General features: G+C 67.1%; 9 protein-coding genes. 3 read left to right on the plus strand and 6 right to left on the minus strand.

Going from position 1 to position 17,414, the window contains the following annotated elements; translation table 11 throughout:
* Positions 1–235 precede the first annotated feature (235 nt).
* Complete coding sequence (locus BN423_RS06170; RefSeq protein WP_019239392.1) at positions 236–1,486, plus strand: Fic family protein; 1,251 nt, start codon at positions 236–238, stop codon at positions 1,484–1,486.
* A gap of 220 nt (positions 1,487–1,706) precedes the next feature.
* On the opposite strand, the gene BN423_RS06175 is transcribed toward BN423_RS06170, so the two are convergent.
* Positions 1,707–2,699 (minus strand): DMT family transporter, encoded by a 993-nt coding sequence (locus BN423_RS06175; RefSeq protein ID WP_019239393.1) that lies wholly within the window; start codon positions 2,697–2,699, stop codon positions 1,707–1,709.
* A 513-nt stretch (positions 2,700–3,212) separates the two neighbouring features.
* On the opposite strand from BN423_RS06175, the gene BN423_RS06180 reads away from it, so the two are divergent.
* Positions 3,213–6,275 carry an insulinase family protein gene (locus BN423_RS06180; protein ID WP_019239394.1) on the plus strand — a complete coding sequence of 1,021 codons (3,063 nt, stop codon included), beginning with the start codon at positions 3,213–3,215 and terminating at the stop codon, positions 6,273–6,275.
* Positions 6,276–6,369: 94 nt separating this feature from the next.
* On the opposite strand, the gene BN423_RS06185 is transcribed toward BN423_RS06180, so the two are convergent.
* The 4 genes from BN423_RS06185 to BN423_RS06200 form a co-directional block, all read right to left on the minus strand.
* Positions 6,370–7,719, minus strand: a complete 1,350-nt coding sequence (locus tag BN423_RS06185) for an ATP-binding protein (protein WP_019239395.1) — start codon at positions 7,717–7,719, stop codon at positions 6,370–6,372.
* A gap of 163 nt (positions 7,720–7,882) precedes the next feature.
* The gene (gene metA / locus BN423_RS06190) at positions 7,883–8,830 is read right to left on the minus strand and encodes a homoserine O-acetyltransferase MetA (RefSeq protein WP_019239396.1); all 948 of its coding nucleotides are present in this window, start codon (positions 8,828–8,830) and stop codon (positions 7,883–7,885) included.
* A 160-nt stretch (positions 8,831–8,990) separates the two neighbouring features.
* A complete protein-coding gene (locus BN423_RS06195; protein ID WP_019239397.1) occupies positions 8,991–10,115 on the minus strand; it encodes a Gfo/Idh/MocA family protein in 1,125 nt (374 codons plus the stop codon).
* A gap of 82 nt (positions 10,116–10,197) precedes the next feature.
* Complete coding sequence (locus BN423_RS06200) at positions 10,198–12,258, minus strand: RecQ family ATP-dependent DNA helicase (protein ID WP_187367786.1); 2,061 nt, start codon at positions 12,256–12,258, stop codon at positions 10,198–10,200.
* A gap of 175 nt (positions 12,259–12,433) precedes the next feature.
* Between BN423_RS06200 and BN423_RS06205 the strand changes: the two genes are divergently transcribed.
* Positions 12,434–13,432, plus strand: a complete 999-nt coding sequence (locus BN423_RS06205) for a YitT family protein (protein WP_019239399.1) — start codon at positions 12,434–12,436, stop codon at positions 13,430–13,432.
* Between the two features lie 226 nt (positions 13,433–13,658).
* Here BN423_RS06205 and mfd read toward each other — a convergent pair whose 3' ends face one another.
* Positions 13,659–17,354 (minus strand): transcription-repair coupling factor, encoded by a 3,696-nt coding sequence (mfd, locus tag BN423_RS06210; RefSeq protein WP_019239400.1) that lies wholly within the window; start codon positions 17,352–17,354, stop codon positions 13,659–13,661.
* Positions 17,355–17,414 lie beyond the last annotated feature (60 nt).

Consider the following 17,414-nt stretch of genomic DNA (forward strand, 5'->3'; position numbering starts at 1 on the left):
TTTCGCTTCGTTTGTGTTCGGAAGCGCCGCGATGGCGATCGCAGCGGAGCCCAACTGCATTGAACTGTTTCTTTCTGATACACATGCCTGGCTTCAATTATCAATAAAATATCGCTGATTTTTTCTTTTAATAAGTATTCAAGTTTCTTATCGAAAAGATAAGCACTTATTTTTCTAATACCTGATAGCATTCAAAGCGCTGTAAAAAAACTGGCTCTTTTTTCTGGAGGATGCTATGTCGTATCCGACACTGGAGAAGCTCTTCTACGCAGACTCCTCTTCAGACCGCTTCTCAACTCACGAGCAGCGTTACCAAACCCGCCTGCAGAACGAATCGACGTTCCGCACGGGTATTCAACTCGAACACGGTGAACTATTCCTCGCCGTTCCCCGAGAGCTTTCGCACGCAACCGAGCGGACGCTTCGCCGCGAGCGCAGGGTATCGGCGCTGTGGCGCGCCCTTCCCCCCATCGCGCTCGGCGCTTACATTCGCGCGCTCATCCTCGACGAGGTCGTATACAGCAACGAGATGGAGGGCGTCCACAGCACGCGACGAGAAATCGAGATTGCCCTCGATCGCGCCCAAACTGGCGCGCACACACAGAAAGCAGGGCGGAAAACCGCGCATACGCCGTTCGTCGAGATGGCCCGTCTCTATCTAAACCTTACCGATGATGCCGCCTCACCGAGTACGCTTGAGGACATTCGCGCCATCTACGACTCCGTCGTTGCAGATGCCATCGATCCTGCCGACCTGCCGGGCGCGACCCTATTCCGTACCGGGTCTGTCGTGATTGAGGACGAGCGCGGCCGAACCATACATCGCGGTGTGACGCCCGAATCGGAAATCGAGCGAATGATGACCCAGTGGCTTAAGCTCGCGCGCGACGAGGAGATGCCCGAGTTGTATAGCGCCCTGCTTTGTCACTTCCTCTTCGGATACATACATCCCTTCTACGACGGCAATGGAAGGACCGGCAGGTACCTGCTCGCATTGCATCTCAGCAGCCCGCTGTCACAACCCACCGTGCTCTCGCTTTCGCGCGTCATAGCCGAGAACAAAGCCGCATATTACAAGGCGTTCGACGTAACCGAGCGCAGGCTCAACCATGCCGAAGGAACGCATTTCGTCCTAGCCTTGCTCGACCTCGTTGAGTCCGCGCAGGAGCAGCTCATCGCAGATTTGGAGGAAAAGCGCAGCGCACTCGACACCCTCAACGAGCGGCTCAACATACTCGAGGGCAAACTTTCATCTCGCGAATGCAGTACCTTGTACTACGCGGCGCAGATGCAGCTCTACAGTGCGTTCCAAGAGACCAAGCTCGCCGATCTTACCAGCTACCTGGGCGTATCGACACCTACGGCGAGGAAAGCCCTCACCTCCTTGAGCGATGCTCACGGCCTTATGGGGCGGGTGTCACAGCGACCGCCGATTTACAAGCTTACGCAGAAGGGCCTCGAAGAGCTGGGTCTTGCGGGAGCGTAGGCGCGAAACGCAGCGCAAACTGCAAAGCTCTGGCTCACCGTGGCTGCGTTTGACGGGCAACTGGATACTTGCAGAACAAAGTGAACGAAATGAACGGTTTATAGGGGGTAGGTCAAGTAGCCGACGAAGTGGCGGCGCTGTTACCTGCGCTTTTGTTGGCAGGTGACCCCGTGCTACTTCCGGGGGTGCCTATAAAACGCTCGTTTCGCTCACTTTGTTCCTACACCGTGAGGAACACCATCACGATGATCGCGACGAAGCCGGCGATGTCGGTGCCGGTGAAGACCGTGCCCAGCACGAGCGCGCTCGTCACAGCAGCGGAGACCGGCTCGATGGTACCGATGAGGCTCGCGCGCATGGAGCCGATGTCCTTCACGCCCTGCATGTACAGCGAGTACGCCAAACACGAACCCACGGCCGCGAGCACGATGAACGCGCCCCATCCCAGGCCGTCGAGCGCGGGCATGTGCGCCCACGGCTGGATGAACGCGCTCGTCACGATGCCCGAGAGCAGCATGCCCATGCCGGTGACCACCGACGCGCCGTACTCGCGCAGCAGGCGCGCGGGGATGATGGACATGCACGCGGCTCCCACCGCGGAGAGCAGGCCCACGACGAGCCCCTCGAAGGGAATTGCCAGGTTAGAGGGGTTGCCACCCGTCGCGAGCAGATAGGTTCCCACGAGCGCGAGCACCACGCCCATAAGCTCGCGGCGGCGCGGGGCGCGATGCGTCGTCAGGCACGCGTACACCATGATGATGATGAGCTGCAGGCACTGCAGGACGGTCGCCGTGCCCGCGTTGGTGAGGCGGATCGTCATGAGGTAGCCGAGCTGGTTGAGCAGCACGCCCGACGCCGCGAACATCGCGAGCACAAGCATATCGTGGGGGTTGCGCAGCAGCGCGAACAGCTGCTTGCGCTGGGTGAGCAGGATCACCACGAGGAAGATGCCGCCCGACACGAGCTGGCGCATGCACGCGAGCCACAGCGTGTCGACCGCGTAGTTCTCGAAGAGGAAGTCCGCGCACGTGCCCGAGAAGCCCCAGAAGAGCCCGCCGAAGAGCGTTGCGAGCACGCCCGACACGGCCCGGCGCTCGCCCGCGGCGTTCGCGCGCTCGCGCTTGCGGCGGCGCCTCAGACGCGACATGGCGTCGGCCCCGTACCCCGTCTCCACGAGTTCGCGGTCGAGAATGTGATCTGCCTCAAGCGCCACGGCGCGCCCCCTTCCACATGCCTCCGACACCTGCACGCGTGTCGGCCTGTTCTCACGGTACCGTATGAAGCAGCAGGTAGAAAGGCTGATTTTGAAAGATTGGCGCGCGTTTCGCCCTGCGCTTTATCCCGCCGGAGCACGCCCTTGGGAAACGGACGCGCGCGGCGCTCGCCGCTGCGGCGGGCGGGCGTCGGCTCACAATCTCACCACACTTTCGCGGCGGGCGCGGTGCGGCGGGCGGGTTCCGGCAGCGGCGGCGCGGTGCGGCGGGCGGGTTCCGGCGGCGGAGTCCCCGGTGCGCTTCAGCCGCGATCCGGCGCTCCCCCAGCGCGCCCCTGAAGCTCCCCGGCCACGCCCCCGGCGCACCCCTGAAGCATCACAGTCGCACCCCCGGCGCGCCCGACCATCCCCCCTCCGCCCGTGCCGCCAACACCCCCACAGATTCCCGCACCCCGGCCACGGACAAGCGGGTATAACAAGGCTCAGACTATCCGCCCAACGAAAAGGAGCCGTATGAGCACCACCCGCGCGCCCGAAGCCGCACCGTCCGCCCCCTCCACGCCGTCCGCCCGCGCAAGCGCCCGCGAGGCGCTCGTCCCCGGAAGCACCACCTGCGGGTTCGCCGTCGAGCGCACGCAAACCATCGACGAGCTCGACGCCGACGCCTACGTGCTGCGCCACGAGGCCTCGGGGGCGCGCCTGCTCTACCTCGCCTGCGAGGACGAGAACAAGGCCTTCGCCATCGCCTTCAAGACACCCCCGGCGAACAGCACGGGCGTGTTCCACATCCTCGAGCACTCAGTGCTCTGCGGCAGCGCGAAATTCCCCGTGAAGGAGCCGTTCGTCGACCTCATCAAGAGCTCCATGCAAACGTTCCTGAACGCCATGACCTACCCGGACAAGACCATCTACCCGGTAGCGTCCACCAACGAGCAGGACCTGCTCAACCTCATGGACGTCTACATGGACGCCGTGCTCAACCCGGCCATCTACACCAAGCCGACCATCTTCCAACAGGAGGGCTGGCACTACGAGCTCGACGTGCCCGAGGGCGGGAGCCTGCGCGACGGCGCGCTGCGCTACAACGGCGTGGTGTTCAACGAGATGAAGGGCGCGCTCTCCGACCCCATGAACGTGCTCGATGATGCGGTGAACGCGGCGCTCTTCCCGGAAACCCCCTACGCGTTCGAATCGGGCGGCGACCCGCGCGCGATCCCGCAGCTCACCTACGAGGAGTTCCTGGACACGCACGCGCGCCACTACAACCTCGCCAACAGCTACATCACGCTGTACGGCGACTTCGCGGACGTCCGCCGCGAGCTCGCGTTCCTGGACGAGCGCTACCTCTCGCAGCCGTACGCCGCCACGGAGCGCATCGAGCAGCAGCGCGCGGCCGGAGCGCCCGCGGAAGCCCTCGCGCCGAACCCGCTCCCCATGCAGGAGCCCACGGTCTGCGCGTACCGCCGCGTCGCCATGGACACGACGCCCGAGAACGCGCTCGTGGGCATGGGCTACGTCATCGGCCAGGCGCTCGACACGTTCCGCGTCATCGCCGCCGACGTGCTCTTCGAGGCGATCCTGGGGTCCAACGAGGCGCCGGTGAAGAAGGCCATCATCGAGGCGGGGCTCGGCGGCAACGTGGTGAGCTACACCTCAACCGCCTGCCAGCAGCCCTACGAGATGATCATCCTGCAGAACGCCAAACCCGAGGTCGCGCGCGCGTTCCGCGGCGTCATCGAGGACACCTGCCGCGAGCTCGTGGAGCAGGGCGTGCCGCGCGACCGCCTGGAAGCGGTGATCTCGAACAACGAGTACGCCCTGCGCCAGCGCGATTACGGCGTGGCCGACGGCGTGGCGCTCGCCTGCGACGCGCTCTCCACGTGGCTCTACGACGACGAGGCCGCCACGTCCGCGCTCACGTGCGGCGACATCTACGCCGAGCTGCGCGACGCGCTCGAGGGCGATTTCTTCGAGACCCTCCTGCGCGAGCTCGTGCTCGAGACCGACCACGCCGCCCTCGTGGAGCTCGTGCCCACCGAGGCCGACGCCGCGGACGCCGCCGCCGGGGACGCCGTGACCGACCCCGGCGAGGCCGCCGAGCTCGCCGCCCGCAAGGAGGGCATGTCCGACGCCGACCTACAGCAGGTGCTCGATGGCGTGGCGGAGCTGCGCCGCCAGCAGGAGGCGGAGGATGCGCCCGAAGACCGTGCGAAGCTGCCGCGCCTGCGCGTCGCGGACATCGGCCCCGCGCGCCCCGACGAGCCCGCCGAGCTCGACGAGTCCGCGCCCATCCCATGCCTGCGGCACGACATCCCCACGCATCGCCTGGCGTACGCGCTCACGTACTTCGACCTGAGCCACGTGAGCTACGTCGAGCTGCCCTACGTGAAGGTGCTCTGCCGCCTGATGCAGCAGCTCCCCACCGCGCGCCGCACCGCCGCGGAGCTCGATAGCTACATCGGCTCCAACCTCGGCTTCCTCTCGTTCACCACCGAGGTCTACCAGCAGGAGGACTGGCGCCTCGCCCGCCCCGTGCTCCTCGTTTCCGCCGGCGCGCTCTCCGAGAAGATCGATGCGCTCGCGACCATCCCGCGCGAGGTGTGGGCGGAGACGCTGTTCGAGGACACCGAGCGCATGCGCGACGTGCTCACACAGATGCGCATCGCCATGGAGCAAACCTTCATCACCGCCGGACACCAGGCTGCGCTCGGGCGCGCGCTTTCCTACGTCTCGCCCGCCGCGGTCATCTCCGAGCAGCTGGGCGGCGTGGACTTCTACCGCTTCCTGCGCGACCTGCTCGACCACTTCGACGAGCGCGCGGGCGCCCTTTGCGACGCCCTGCGCGACCTGCGCGATCGCATCTTCACCTCGAGCGGCACCATCGCGAGCTTCACCGGCTCGGACGAGGACTACCGGCGCTACTGGGAGGCCGCGGGCACCCTGGGGCTCGAGCCGCGCACCGCGCGCGCCAAGGAGCTCTTCGTGCCCATGCCCGAGCCGCGGCGCGAGGCCTTCATCATCCCGAGCGACGTGTACTACCTGGGCAAGGCGACCGACCCGCGCGTGCTCGGCCTGGCCACCGACGGCAGCTGGGGCGTCGCTGCCAACGCGCTCTCCTACGGCTTCCTGTGGAACGAGATCCGCGTGAAGGGCGGCGCGTACGGCTGCGGGTTCCGCGCCATCCCCGACCGCCAGCTCTCGTTCTACACCTATCGCGACCCGGCCATCGACCCGTCGATCGAGCGCATCGCGCGCAGCGGAGCCTGGCTGCGCGGACTCGACGCGGACCGCGAGACGTTCGAGGGCTTCATCGTGAGCACCGTCGCCGGCCAGGACGCGCCCGTGAAGCCGTACGCGCTCACGAAGCGCCGCAACGGGGCGTACTTCTCCGGCAGGCCGGCGGGCTGGCGCGAGCAGCTGCGCGCGGACATGCTCGCGACCACGCCCGAGCGCCTGCGCGAGCTCGGCGACGCCGTCGAGCTCGTCGCCGAGCAGGCGCCCGCGTGCGTCTTCGGCGGCCGCGGCATCATCGAGGCGAGCGACGCCGACTGGAACGTCGTCGATCTCCTCGCCTGAATGTAAAATTACCCCAGGGGTATTTTTACATTGATACAGCGTACTGCGTGTAGAGAAACCCCAGGGGTCATGTAAAAATACCCCTGGGGTAATTTTACATGCAGTGGGCAGCGTAGAGCGGAATGCTGCGCAGCTCGTTGCCGTCCGCGTCGACCGTCCGTCCGAACTCCTGCTCGGATAGGCGTATCGCATACGGGGAACTCCCCTCGCGCATCAAGCGCCGCAGGCTCTTCGCCGTCACGTTCCGTGCCGACTTCACCTCGACGGGGATGACTTCCGCCTGAGGGGTCTGGTAAACGAAATCAACCTCACCTTGCGCGCCAGATCCCTCGGGCATCCAATAGTAGCTCGCGATGCCACGCGCGCGCAGCGCCTGCATGACAGCGTTTTCCGCGAGCGCGCCGCGAAACTCCGGAGATATGGCTCCGCGCGCATCCACATCGAGCACGAGCGCGGGGTCGATGCCAAATTTCTGGAACATGATGCCCGTGTCCGCCACATACACCTTGAAGAAGCTGCCTTCCTCGTCGTTGTACGGCGTGAGCGGGGCCTGGGTGTCGGACGTCCGCTCGTGGATGGAAACGATGCCCGCCGCCGCCAGCCATTCGAGTGGCTCAAGCAAGCGGGCGCGCCTTCCACCGCGCACGACGTCGGCGTACTTGAACTTTTTGGTCGAAGCGCGCAGCAGCTGGCGCGGCAGGCTCTCCCAGATTCGCTTGGCAGAGATGCCCGAGATGCCGTTCTGGGGGTCGGTCATGTCCGCCGTGTACGTAGCGTCGATCTCGCGCTGCTCCTCTGCAACCGCCTCCATGCTCCGCGTTTCGCACCAACGGCGGACGGGCAGCGGCATGCCGCCGACCACCAGGTACCTCCGATACCAGCCGAGCGCCTGCTCGTGGAGCATGTAGGGCTCGAGCGTCTCGACATGGGCTCGAATGTCATCGGCCATGCGGCGCTCCCCTTGCGCCCAAAGGAACTCCTCGAAATCGAGCGGGGTCATCGTGAGCTGGCGCACGCCGGAAGGGAACGGCAGCGAGCGTTTCTTCGTCGTGACGCCGAGCAAGCTGCCGCTCGCGATGATGCGCCACCGGGAGTCCGAGAAGAAGCGGAGGGCGTTGAGAGCCTTCTCGTGCAGCTGCACCTCATCGAAAAAGATCAGGGAATCCCCGGGCGCAAGGTCGGCGCGCTTGTACTCGGCGATGCGCGCCACGATCGCGTCGACGTCGTCGCTTGCCCCCGAGAATATGCGCTCAATAGCCGCGAGGTCGGTTTGGAAGTCGAGCTTCACGAAGCAATCGCCCGCGAGCCGTCGCCCCACGTGCTCGATGGTAAAGGTCTTGCCCGTCCGCCGGGCACCCTGGATGAGCAAGGGCTTGCTGTCGCCGCTCGAGAACCATCGCTCGATGGCCTGCTCGATTTTCCTTTCGAGCACCAGACTCGGCATACACATCACCTAAACCAATTTCGCGTACAAGCTGTACACGAAATTATATAATTTCGTGTACAAGCTGTACACGAAATGGGATGTAAAAATACCCCAGGGGTTATTTTACATAGCCCCTGGGGTACTTGCGGTCAGTGAGTCAAATGAACCCGTCCCCAATGACTCACACGAGGCCGGCGCGGCGGCGGGCGAGACGGCCTGCGAGCCGGATGTCATACGGCGTGGTCTGGTAGACGTAGTAGTTCAGCCAGTTCGTGTAGAGCAGCTGCGCCTGGCTGCACCAGATATTGAGCGGCTCGCGCGCCGGGTCGTCGTCGGGGAAGTAGTGCGCCGGGACATCGGGGTCGATGCCGCGTGCCACGTCGCGCTCGTACTCCAAGCGCAGAGTGTCCGTGTCGTACTCGGGGTGCCCGAACACGAAGAACTGCCGGCTGTCCGCGCTCTTCACGATATACAGCCCCGCCTCGTCGGACTCCGCGACCACCTCGAGCTCGCGGCACGCCTCGATCTCCTCGCGGCACGACTCGGTGTAGCGCGAATGCACCGCGTAGAACCGGTCGTCGAAGCCGCGCACGAGCGGCGAGGAGCGCTTGACGAGCCGGTGCTCGTACACGCCGGAGAGCTTCGCGGGCAGCGCGCGCTTGTTGATGCCGTAATGGTGGTACAGCCCCGCCTGCGCGCCCCAGCAGATATGCAGCGTGGAGTGCACGTTCTCGACCGACCAGTCCATGATGCGCTGGAGCTCCGGCCAGTAGTCCACATCCTCGAAGTCGAGCTGCTCCACCGGCGCGCCCGTGATGATGAGGCCGTCGAAGTGCTCGTGCTCGACCTCCTCGAACGTGCGGTAGAACGTCTCGAGGTGATCCTCGGAGACATGCGTCGCCTCGTGGCTCACCGTGCGCAGGAGCTCGACCTCGATCTGCAGCGGCGTGTTCGAGAGCTTGCGCATAATCTGCGTCTCGGTGGCGATCTTCGTGGGCATGAGGTTCAAGATGAGCACGCGCAGGGGACGGATATCCTGGTGCAGCGCGCGGTACTCGGTCATGACGAAGATGTTCTCGCGCTCGAGGGCAGCGGTCGCGGGCAGCGCGTCGGGGATGCGGATGGGCATGGGGGCTCCTTCTCTAGCGGGCGTACCTCCCGGCTGCAGCTTTCCGGGCGCCCGCGAGCTTCCATCTTTTCACGCCCGCCGGAGCACGTCAAGCGCGCCGCCGCCCCGCCGAACGGTGTCGCCGTCCCCGCTGGGCAGCTCCGCGGCCCCACCTGAACCGCTACGCCGTCCCCGCCACCGTCGCTCCCGCGGCTGCGGCGACCTCAGCTTCCTCCGGGTAGTACACGCCCCAGTCGTAGCGCAGGCGCGTCATGATGTCCATGACGTCCGCCGCGTACTCCAGAAGCCACGCCTTGGATGCATCGCCCGCGACGGCAGCCTCGAGGTCGGCGACCTCGTAAGCGAGCGCATAGGCCTCCTCGCCCGCCGTCACGTCCTCGCGCCGACCGCCCTCCGTCCACACGATCGTCGCCGTGTCGGCGCGCGGGTACTCGTTCACCTCGATGTAGCAGCGGTCGAAGCTCAGCACCGCGCGCTTCGGCTGCTTCGAATGGAGCGAGAGCGAGAAGACGCCGATCTGCCCCTCGGCATTGCGCGTCACGAACCCGCTCGTCTGGTCCACGCCCGTCACGGCGCGGTTGGCGAGCGACACGACCTCGTCCGGCTTGCTCGCCATGAACAGGCGCGCGATGGAAAGCGCGTACACGCCGATGTCCAGCATAGCACCGCCCGCGAGCTGCAGGCTGTAGAAACGATTCGTGAGGTCGCCGTACTCCTTGTAGCTGCCGAAATTCACCTGCGCCAGGTTGAACGCGCCGAACGCGCCCGCCAGCATGCGGCGCCGCAGCTCATGGTAGAGCGGCATATGCAAGATGGTGGTCGCATCCATGAGGACGACGCCGTGGGCGTCCGCGAGGGCGCGCGCCTCGGCGAGCTCGGCCGCGTTGAGGGTGATGGCCTTCTCGCAGAGCACGTGCTTGCCCGCCGCGAGCGCCGCGCGCAGGTAGGTGATGTGCGTGTTGTGCGGGGTGGCGATGTAGACGGCATCGATGTCGGTATCCGCCCACAGCTCGTCGAACGACGCGTACACGCGCGGGATCCCATAGGTCTCGGCGAACGCGACCGCCTTCTCATGGGTGCGGTTGGCGACGCCCTGGATGCGCCGGCCCGCGAGCGCGAGGGTCTGCGCCATCTGGTTCGCGATGGCCCCGCACCCCACGACCGCCCAGCGCAGCTGCGGCGCCGTGAAGATGTCCTGGGGGAACGGCTTGTCCTGCGCTGCGGCGCAAGCCGCGCGAGCGGCGGTAGCGGAGTCGATTGAAGCTGCGGAAACCTCGACGGACATATAACCCTCCCTAAAGCGTTTGGCAGGCACGCGTTCTCGGCATGCACTTTCCCATTCTACCCACGCGACCGCGACCGCCGGCTCATCCCGCGCGCTGCTCGTCCTCGAACTCAGCGATGGCCTGCAGAAACGCCTCGCCGTACTCGCTCGCCTTGGCCTCGCCGATGCCCGGGACGTCGAGCAGCTCCTCGCGCGTTGCGGGACGGCGGCGGCACAGCCCGCGCAGCGTCTTGTCGCTGCATACGATATACGGAGGCACCCCGCGTTCCTGCGCGAGCGAGCGACGCAGGGCACGCAGCCGCTCGAAGAGCTCCGCGTCGTCGCCCGGACAATCGCGCCCGGCATCGGCGAGCGCGCCCGCCTCGTCGCGCAGCAGGTCGACCGCCCGACGCACCCGCGCGCCCGAGCGGCCCTTCGACGCCCTCCACTTGATGGTGAAGGTGAAGCCCGGAGCGGTGTCCGGCAGACCCTCGCCGCTGCCGTCCCCGAACGGCGCGCCGCCGAGCGCCTCGCCCGCGCGCGGCCCCAACCCGATCACCGGGTACTGTCCCTGCGCAACCTCCAGGTAGCCCCGCCCCGCGAGCTGGTCGATCACATCCTTCACGCGGCCGAGCGGCATCTCGGCGAGCTCGCCATACCCTGGAGCGTCTACCAGGCGAAACTTCCTCAGCTTCTCGTTGTTCGCACCGTGGAGCGCCTCCGCGATGACGGTCTTGCCGAAGCGCCCCGGCCGCGCCGCCACGAAGCGCATGATGGCGAGCGCCGCGGCGGTCACATCCTCGGCCTCGAACTCCGCAAGGCAGTTCGAGCAGTTCCCGCAGCCATGCGGCGCGGCGGCACCGGCGCCCGCGGCAGCTTCCGCTCCCGCACCCTCCGCGCCGAGCGCGCCGGCGTCGTCGAAGTACCGCAGGATGTACGCCCGCAAGCAGCCCGTCGTCTGGCAATAGCCCTCCATCTGCCCAAGCAGCCGGTAGCGATTCCGCCGCGCGCGCTCGAGCTGCTCGGGGTCGAGCGCCTCCTCCGCCGCGTCGCCCCTATCGATGAGGAAGCGCCGCAGGCGAAAGTCGTTACCGTTCCACAAGAGGACGCAGCTCGCCGGGTCGCCGTCGCGCCCCGCGCGCCCCGCCTCCTGGTAGTACGCCTCGATGCTCTCGGGCACGTTCAGATGGATCACGTACCGGACGTTCGGCTTGTCGATTCCCATACCGAACGCGTTCGTCGCCACCATGACGGGAATCGCGTCGCGGATGAAGCCCTCTTGGTTCTCGTGGCGCTCCTGCGGCGCGTGCCCGCCGTGGTAGCGTCCCACGCGCACGCCCTCGGGCATGAGCTCGAACTGCAGGTCGGTCGCGAGCTCGTCCACGGCACGGCGCGTCGCGCAGTAGATGATCCCGCTCTCGGACGCGTGCTCGCGCACGTACCGCGCGACCCACGCGCGCTTGTCCTTCTCGCCGAGCTCACGCACCTCGTAGTAGAGGTTCGGGCGGTCGAACCCCGTGACCTGGAACGCCGGCCGCTCCAGGCCGAGCATCTGCACGATGTCCCGCCGCACGCGCTCGGTCGCCGTCGCCGTGAACGCGGCGAGCACCGGGCGCTTCGGCAGCGACGCCACGAACTCCGCGATCGAAAGGTACGACGGGCGGAAATCCTGCCCCCACTGCGACACGCAATGTGCCTCGTCCACCGCCACGAGCGGGATGCCCACCCCGCCCGGCGCTGCCGCGGCGCGCGCGAACGCCTGGAACTGCGGGCTCGACAAGCGCTCCGGTGCGACGTACATGATCTGGTACCAGCCCTCGCTCGCGCGCTTGAGGACGGTGTTCTGCTGCCCCGGCGTGAGCGTGGAATTGAGGTACGCCGGGTGCGCGCCCGCGGCCTTGAGCGAGAACACCTGGTCGGCCATGAGCGAGACGAGCGGGCTCACCACGAGCGTGAGCCCCGGCAGCATGAGCGCCGGGACCTGGTAGCAGATGGACTTGCCGGCGCCGGTGGGCATGACGCCGAACGCATCGCGGCCGTCGAGGATCGCGTCGATGAGCTCCTCCTGCCCCGAGCGGAAGGAGCCGTATCCGAAATAGCGCTTGAGCGTCGCGCGCGCCTCGGGATGTTCGTGCTGCCCCGTCGCGTCCAGCTGGTCTGCCATGGTCGGCCGGTCTGCCACGTCCGCCTCCCTCACGTCCGCCTCCTCCGCATGATGGTGAATCGGTGTCGGCACCTATGGTAGCAACATGCGTCGGGCACCCGCTGCGCAGGTTGCTACAATGATGGCCACCGCACCCGAAGCGCCCCAGGCGCACGACCATCCCGAGGGGAGCACCATGGCACACGCCGCCGACACCATCACCGAGCGCGCGCTCGAGCTCGCGCGCCTGGCCGTCATCCGACGCATCATCACGGGCGTCGCGGTCCTGGTCTCCGCCCTGGTGCAGGCGTTCCTCATCCAAGCCTTCGTGAACCCCGCGGGCCTGCTGCCGAGCGGCTTCACCGGCATCGCCGTGCTTGTCGACCGTGTGACGGCGCTCTGGGGAGTGCGCATCCCCACGGACCTCGGCATGCTCGCGCTCAACATCCCCCTCGCGCTCATCTGCTGGAACCGCATCTCCAAGCGCTTCGTGCTGTTCTCGAGCCTGCAGGTCGTGCTCTCGGCGGCGTTCCTGCGCTTCTGCGATTTCAAGCCGCTGCTCGACGACCAGATCATGCTCGTGGTGTTCGGCGGGTTCATCTCGGGCATCTCGATCGCCATCGCGCTCAAGGCGGGCGCGTCCACGGGTGGCACGGACTTCATCTCGCTGCTCGTGGCAAACAGCACCGGCAAGACCATCTGGGGCTTCATCTTCGCCGGTAACTGCGCGCTCATCCTCGTGTCGGGCGCGATCTTCGGCTGGGAGAGCGCGGCGTACTCCATCGTGTTCCAGTTCATCTCGACGAAGACCATCGACAGCTTCTACCACCGCTACGACCGCGTGACGCTGCAGATAACCACGAAGCGCGCCGACGATGTCATGGACGCCTACATCGCGAGCTTCCAGCACGGCATCAGCTGCGCGGAGGTGATCGGCGGGTACAGCCGCGAGCGCATGTACCTGCTGCACACCGTGGTCTCGACGTACGAGAGCGAGGACATCGTGCGCCTCGTGCGCGAGGTCGACCCCGGCGCGGTGATCAACGTGTTCCGCACGGACAACTTCATCGGCGGCTGGTGGCACGGGCATGTGGACGAGCCGGTTCCCACCGCCGTACCCGACCCCTCGAAGCGCCCTGCGCGCGAGGCGGCCCGCCAGCGCCGCAACTCCCTCATGCAGGACGACGGCCGCTAATCTGAGGCCGAGTCATTGGGGACGGGTTCAATTGACTCACTGAGACAATGGGGACGGGTTCGTTTGACTCACGCCCCAGGTGATAAATTGGTGTCAGACACCTTTTTATCACTTAGGCGCGCCTGAACCCGCGACCGATAATCTCACATACGTGATAAAAAGGTGACTGACACCAAATTATCACTCACACCAAATTATCACTCGCATCACCGCATCGGCCGCGCAGCTACTCGTCGTCGCTAGCACCGAGCTGCGCGAGCACGGAGAGCGCGGCGGCAACCACACCCGAGTTGCCCTCGCCCGCGTCGAGCCCGCGCCCCACACCACTGCCCGCGCCGGCACCCGCGCGACATGGCACGGAGAGCTTGCGGCTCTTGGGGAAGTTCGTCGCCCCCAACCGCGAGCGCAGGTCGAACGCCACGTCCTTCGGCACATCGATCCCCTGGAACACAAGGCGCCCGCCCGTGAACGACACGCTCTCAAGCCCCAGCCGGTCGGCGCGGATGCGCAGCCGCGCGCGGTCGAACAGGTTCCGCGCGGCGAGCGGGGCCTCGCCGAAGCGCTCCTCGCACTCCTGCTGCACCTCGTCCACCGCGGAGAGCTCGTCTGCCGCGGCGAGCTTACGGTACACGAGCACGCGCCGGTCGACCTCGGGGATGTACTCCTCGTCCAGGTAGAAGTCGGCCGGCAGGTTGATCGCCACGCCCGCGGCCTCGACGTCTCCTGCCACCTCGCCGCGCGCCTCGGCCACGGCCTGGCCCAGCATCTGCGTGAACAGGTCGAAGCCCACGCTCGAGAGGTTGCCGTGCTGCTCCGCGCCCACGAGCGAGCCCGCGCCGCGGATCTCCAGGTCGCGCATGGCGATGCGCATACCGCTCCCCAGCTCCTGGAACTCCGAGAGCGCGGTCAGGCGCTCCGTCGCCTCCTCGGTGAGCGGCAGCTCGCCCGGGAACATGAAGTACGCGTACGCCTGCGTGGCGCTGCGGCCAACGCGCCCTTTGAGCTGGTAGAGCTGGGCGAGACCCAGGCGCTGCGAGTCCTCGATGATGAGCGTGTTCGTGTGCGGGTTGTCGATGCCGCTCTCGATGATGGTCGTCGCCACGAGCACGTCGATGCGCCCCATGGCGAAGTCGATCATCACGTCCTCGACCTCGCGCGGGCTCATCTGCCCGTGCGCCACCCCCACACGCGCCTCGGGCACGGCCTCGTGCACGCGGTCGACGGCGTCGTCGATCGTCTTCACGCGGTTGCTCACGTAATACACCTGCCCCTTGCGCGAGAGCTCGAGGCGGATGGCCGAGCTCACCACGTCCGGGTCGTACTCTCCCACGTGCACGATGACCGGGCGGCGCCCCGTGGGCGGCGTGGTGATGAGGCTCATGTCGCGCACGCCCGAGATGGCCATCTGCATGGTGCGCGGGATGGGCGTCGCCGAGAGCGTGAGCACGTCGATCTGCTCGCGCAGGTTCTTGAGCTGCTCTTTGTGCTGCACGCCGAAGCGCTGCTCCTCGTCGATGATGACGAGCCCGAGGTTCGCCGGGTTCACGTCCGAGGAGAGGAGCCGGTGCGTGCCCACGAGCACGTCGAGCTTGCCCTCGGCGAAGGCCGCGAGCGCGCGTTTCTGCTGGCCCGGCGTGCGGAAGCGGCTGAGCACCTCCACCTCCACGCCGAAGGGCGCGAAGCGCTCGAAGAACGTCTGGTAGTGCTGCTGCGCCAGGATCGTGGTGGGGCAGAGCACCATCACCTGCCGGCCGCTGTCCACGCATTTGAACGCCGCGCGTAGCGCCACCTCCGTCTTACCGAAGCCCACGTCGCCGCAGAGCAGGCGGTCCATGGGCTTGGCGGATTCCATATCGGCCTTGATGTCAGCGATGGCGTCGAGCTGGTCGTGCGTGGGCTCGTAGGGAAAGCTTTCCTCCATCTCGATCTGCTCCGGGGTGTCCGGCGGGCAAGCGACGCCGGTGATCGACGAGCGCCGCGTGTAGAGGTCGATGAGATCGAAGGCGAGCTTCTTGGCGCTCTTGCGCGCCTTGTTCGTAGCGCGCGCCCAGTCCGCGGTGTTGAGCCGCGTGAGCCGGGGGTTCTGCCCGTCCGGCCCTACGTAGCGCGTGATGCGGTCGACCTGCTCGAGCGGCACGTAGAGCTTGTCGCCGTCGGCATATTCCAAGAGGAAGTAGTCGCGCTCGCGCCCGGCGACCTCCTGGCGCACGATGGCGGTGAAGTGCGCGATGCCGTGCGTGGCGTGCACCACGTAATCGCCCGGCTTGAAGGGGAACGTGACCTCGGTCATGTCCACGCGGCGGCGCGTCTTGCGCCCGCGGCGCGCGTCCATGCGCGCGTTGAGGTCGGCGAGCGAGAGCACGGCGAGGTGCGCCTCCGGCACCACAACGCCCGCCGGCAGCGGCAGGTCGACGAAGGTGACCCGTCCGCGTGTGATGGTGGGCACGGTCGGTGCGGCAGGTTCGCCCGAGTCATTGGGGACGGGTTCATTTGACTCACGACGCGAGCGCAGGAAGGAATCGCCGCGCCCGCCGGCATCTTCCGAGCGCGCTGAGTCAATTGAACCCGTCCCCAATGACTCAGCCCCCAAGGTTCTCGCATTGAGCGGGTCGGCATCGCGCTTGAGCAGCGTCACGTGCACGCCCTCGCCCACCGCGCCCGCGTTCTCGGGCGCCGTCTGCAGCGATTCCTCGAACGGGATGGACTCGTCGCCGAGCGAGAGCTCGAGCGAATCGCGCGCGCCGCGGTCGGGCACGGCGAACACGCAGGCGAACCGGTTCGAGACGAGCTCACGCACGCGCGAGATGAAGCGCGTGTCCGACCCCGCGATTGCCGGCTGCTCGATCTTGAGCTCCGCCGTCACCGCGCCGCCCGCGCGGATAATCGACACGAGGTTCAGCCGCTGCTGCTTGCCGAAATCGAGCTGCTGCGGCCGCAGGTAGAGCCCATCGAGGTGCGCCACACCTGCCTCGCCGGCACGACGCTCGATATCCTCGTAGGCGCGCGTGCAGTCGTCGAAGAGCGAGCGCGGCTCCGAGAGCACCACGAGCGCGTCGGCCGCCAGGTGCGCCAGCGGGCTCTCGGTGCGCTCGTACATGAACGGCAGGTACCGGTCGAGCTCCGGCGTCACCACGCGGGCGTCCGCGAGCTCCAGCTGCGCGGCGAGCTCCGGGTCGCTCTGCGCGGGCTGGTAGAGAGCCACGTGCAGGCGGTGCACGGCGTCGTCGGTGAGCGCGAGCTCGCGGCAGGGGAAGATCTGCACGCGCTCGTCATCGCCGATGGTCTGGCCCGTGGAGGTCACCATGCGGCGGATGCGGTCGATCTCGTCGCCGAAGAACTCGATGCGCACGGGCGCGGTACCCTGCGCGGGGTAGACGTCGACGGCATCGCCGTGCACGCGGAAGAGCCCGGGTGCATCCGCCTCGTCGGCGCGCGTGTAGCCCATGCCCACCAGGGTCTTCGGCACGTCCTCGAACGGGTGCTCCTCGCCTACCCCGAACGTCACGCTCGCCCAATAACGGCTCTCCGCCGGCGGGACGCAGCGCAAAAGCGAGCGCGCCGAGGCGACCATGATGCACGCCTCGCCCTGTGCCAAGCGCTCGAGGGCGGCGCACCGAGCGGCCACTACCGCGTCGTCGGGCTGCTTGTCGAGCCAGGGGTAGTCCGTGCGCTCCGGGAAGCGCGCGACGTGCTCCGGCCCCAGGTACGCTGACAGCCCCCGCGCCGCCCGCTCGGCCGCGTCCTCGCCCGAGACGAGGTACACCATGGGCCGCGGGTGCCGAGCGAACTGCGCTGCGAGCACAAGCACGCGGCCGGACTGCGACACGGCGAGCGTGGCGTCCTTGCCCGCGGCGAGCGCCTCCTCGATGGCCTGCGGCCCTTCGGCGGTATACAGCTGTGCAGCGATACGATGAATGAGCATGGAGCATCCCGAATCTGACAAACCGGGCGGTCTCGGCCGCGCATGCGGCGCGCCCGCCCT

The organism is Enorma timonensis, from assembly GCF_000321165.1.
Taxonomy (GTDB): Bacteria; Actinomycetota; Coriobacteriia; order Coriobacteriales; family Coriobacteriaceae; genus Enorma.

What these genes read in the sequence shown, in the direction of transcription:
- mfd (WP_019239400.1), bottom strand. Translation starts at nt 17,354, where the DNA reads ATGCTCATTCATCGTATCGCTGCACAGCTGTATACCGCCGAAGGGCCG.
- BN423_RS06185 (WP_019239395.1), bottom strand. Translation starts at nt 7,719, where the DNA reads ATGCCGAGTCTGGTGCTCGAAAGGAAAATCGAGCAGGCCATCGAGCGA.
- BN423_RS06195 (WP_019239397.1), bottom strand. Translation starts at nt 10,115, where the DNA reads ATGTCCGTCGAGGTTTCCGCAGCTTCAATCGACTCCGCTACCGCCGCT.
- BN423_RS06205 (WP_019239399.1), top strand. Translation starts at nt 12,434, where the DNA reads ATGGCACACGCCGCCGACACCATCACCGAGCGCGCGCTCGAGCTCGCG.
- metA (WP_019239396.1), bottom strand. Translation starts at nt 8,830, where the DNA reads ATGCCCATCCGCATCCCCGACGCGCTGCCCGCGACCGCTGCCCTCGAG.
- BN423_RS06180 (WP_019239394.1), top strand. Translation starts at nt 3,213, where the DNA reads ATGAGCACCACCCGCGCGCCCGAAGCCGCACCGTCCGCCCCCTCCACG.
- BN423_RS06200 (WP_187367786.1), bottom strand. Translation starts at nt 12,258, where the DNA reads ATGGCAGACCAGCTGGACGCGACGGGGCAGCACGAACATCCCGAGGCG.
- BN423_RS06170 (WP_019239392.1), top strand. Translation starts at nt 236, where the DNA reads ATGTCGTATCCGACACTGGAGAAGCTCTTCTACGCAGACTCCTCTTCA.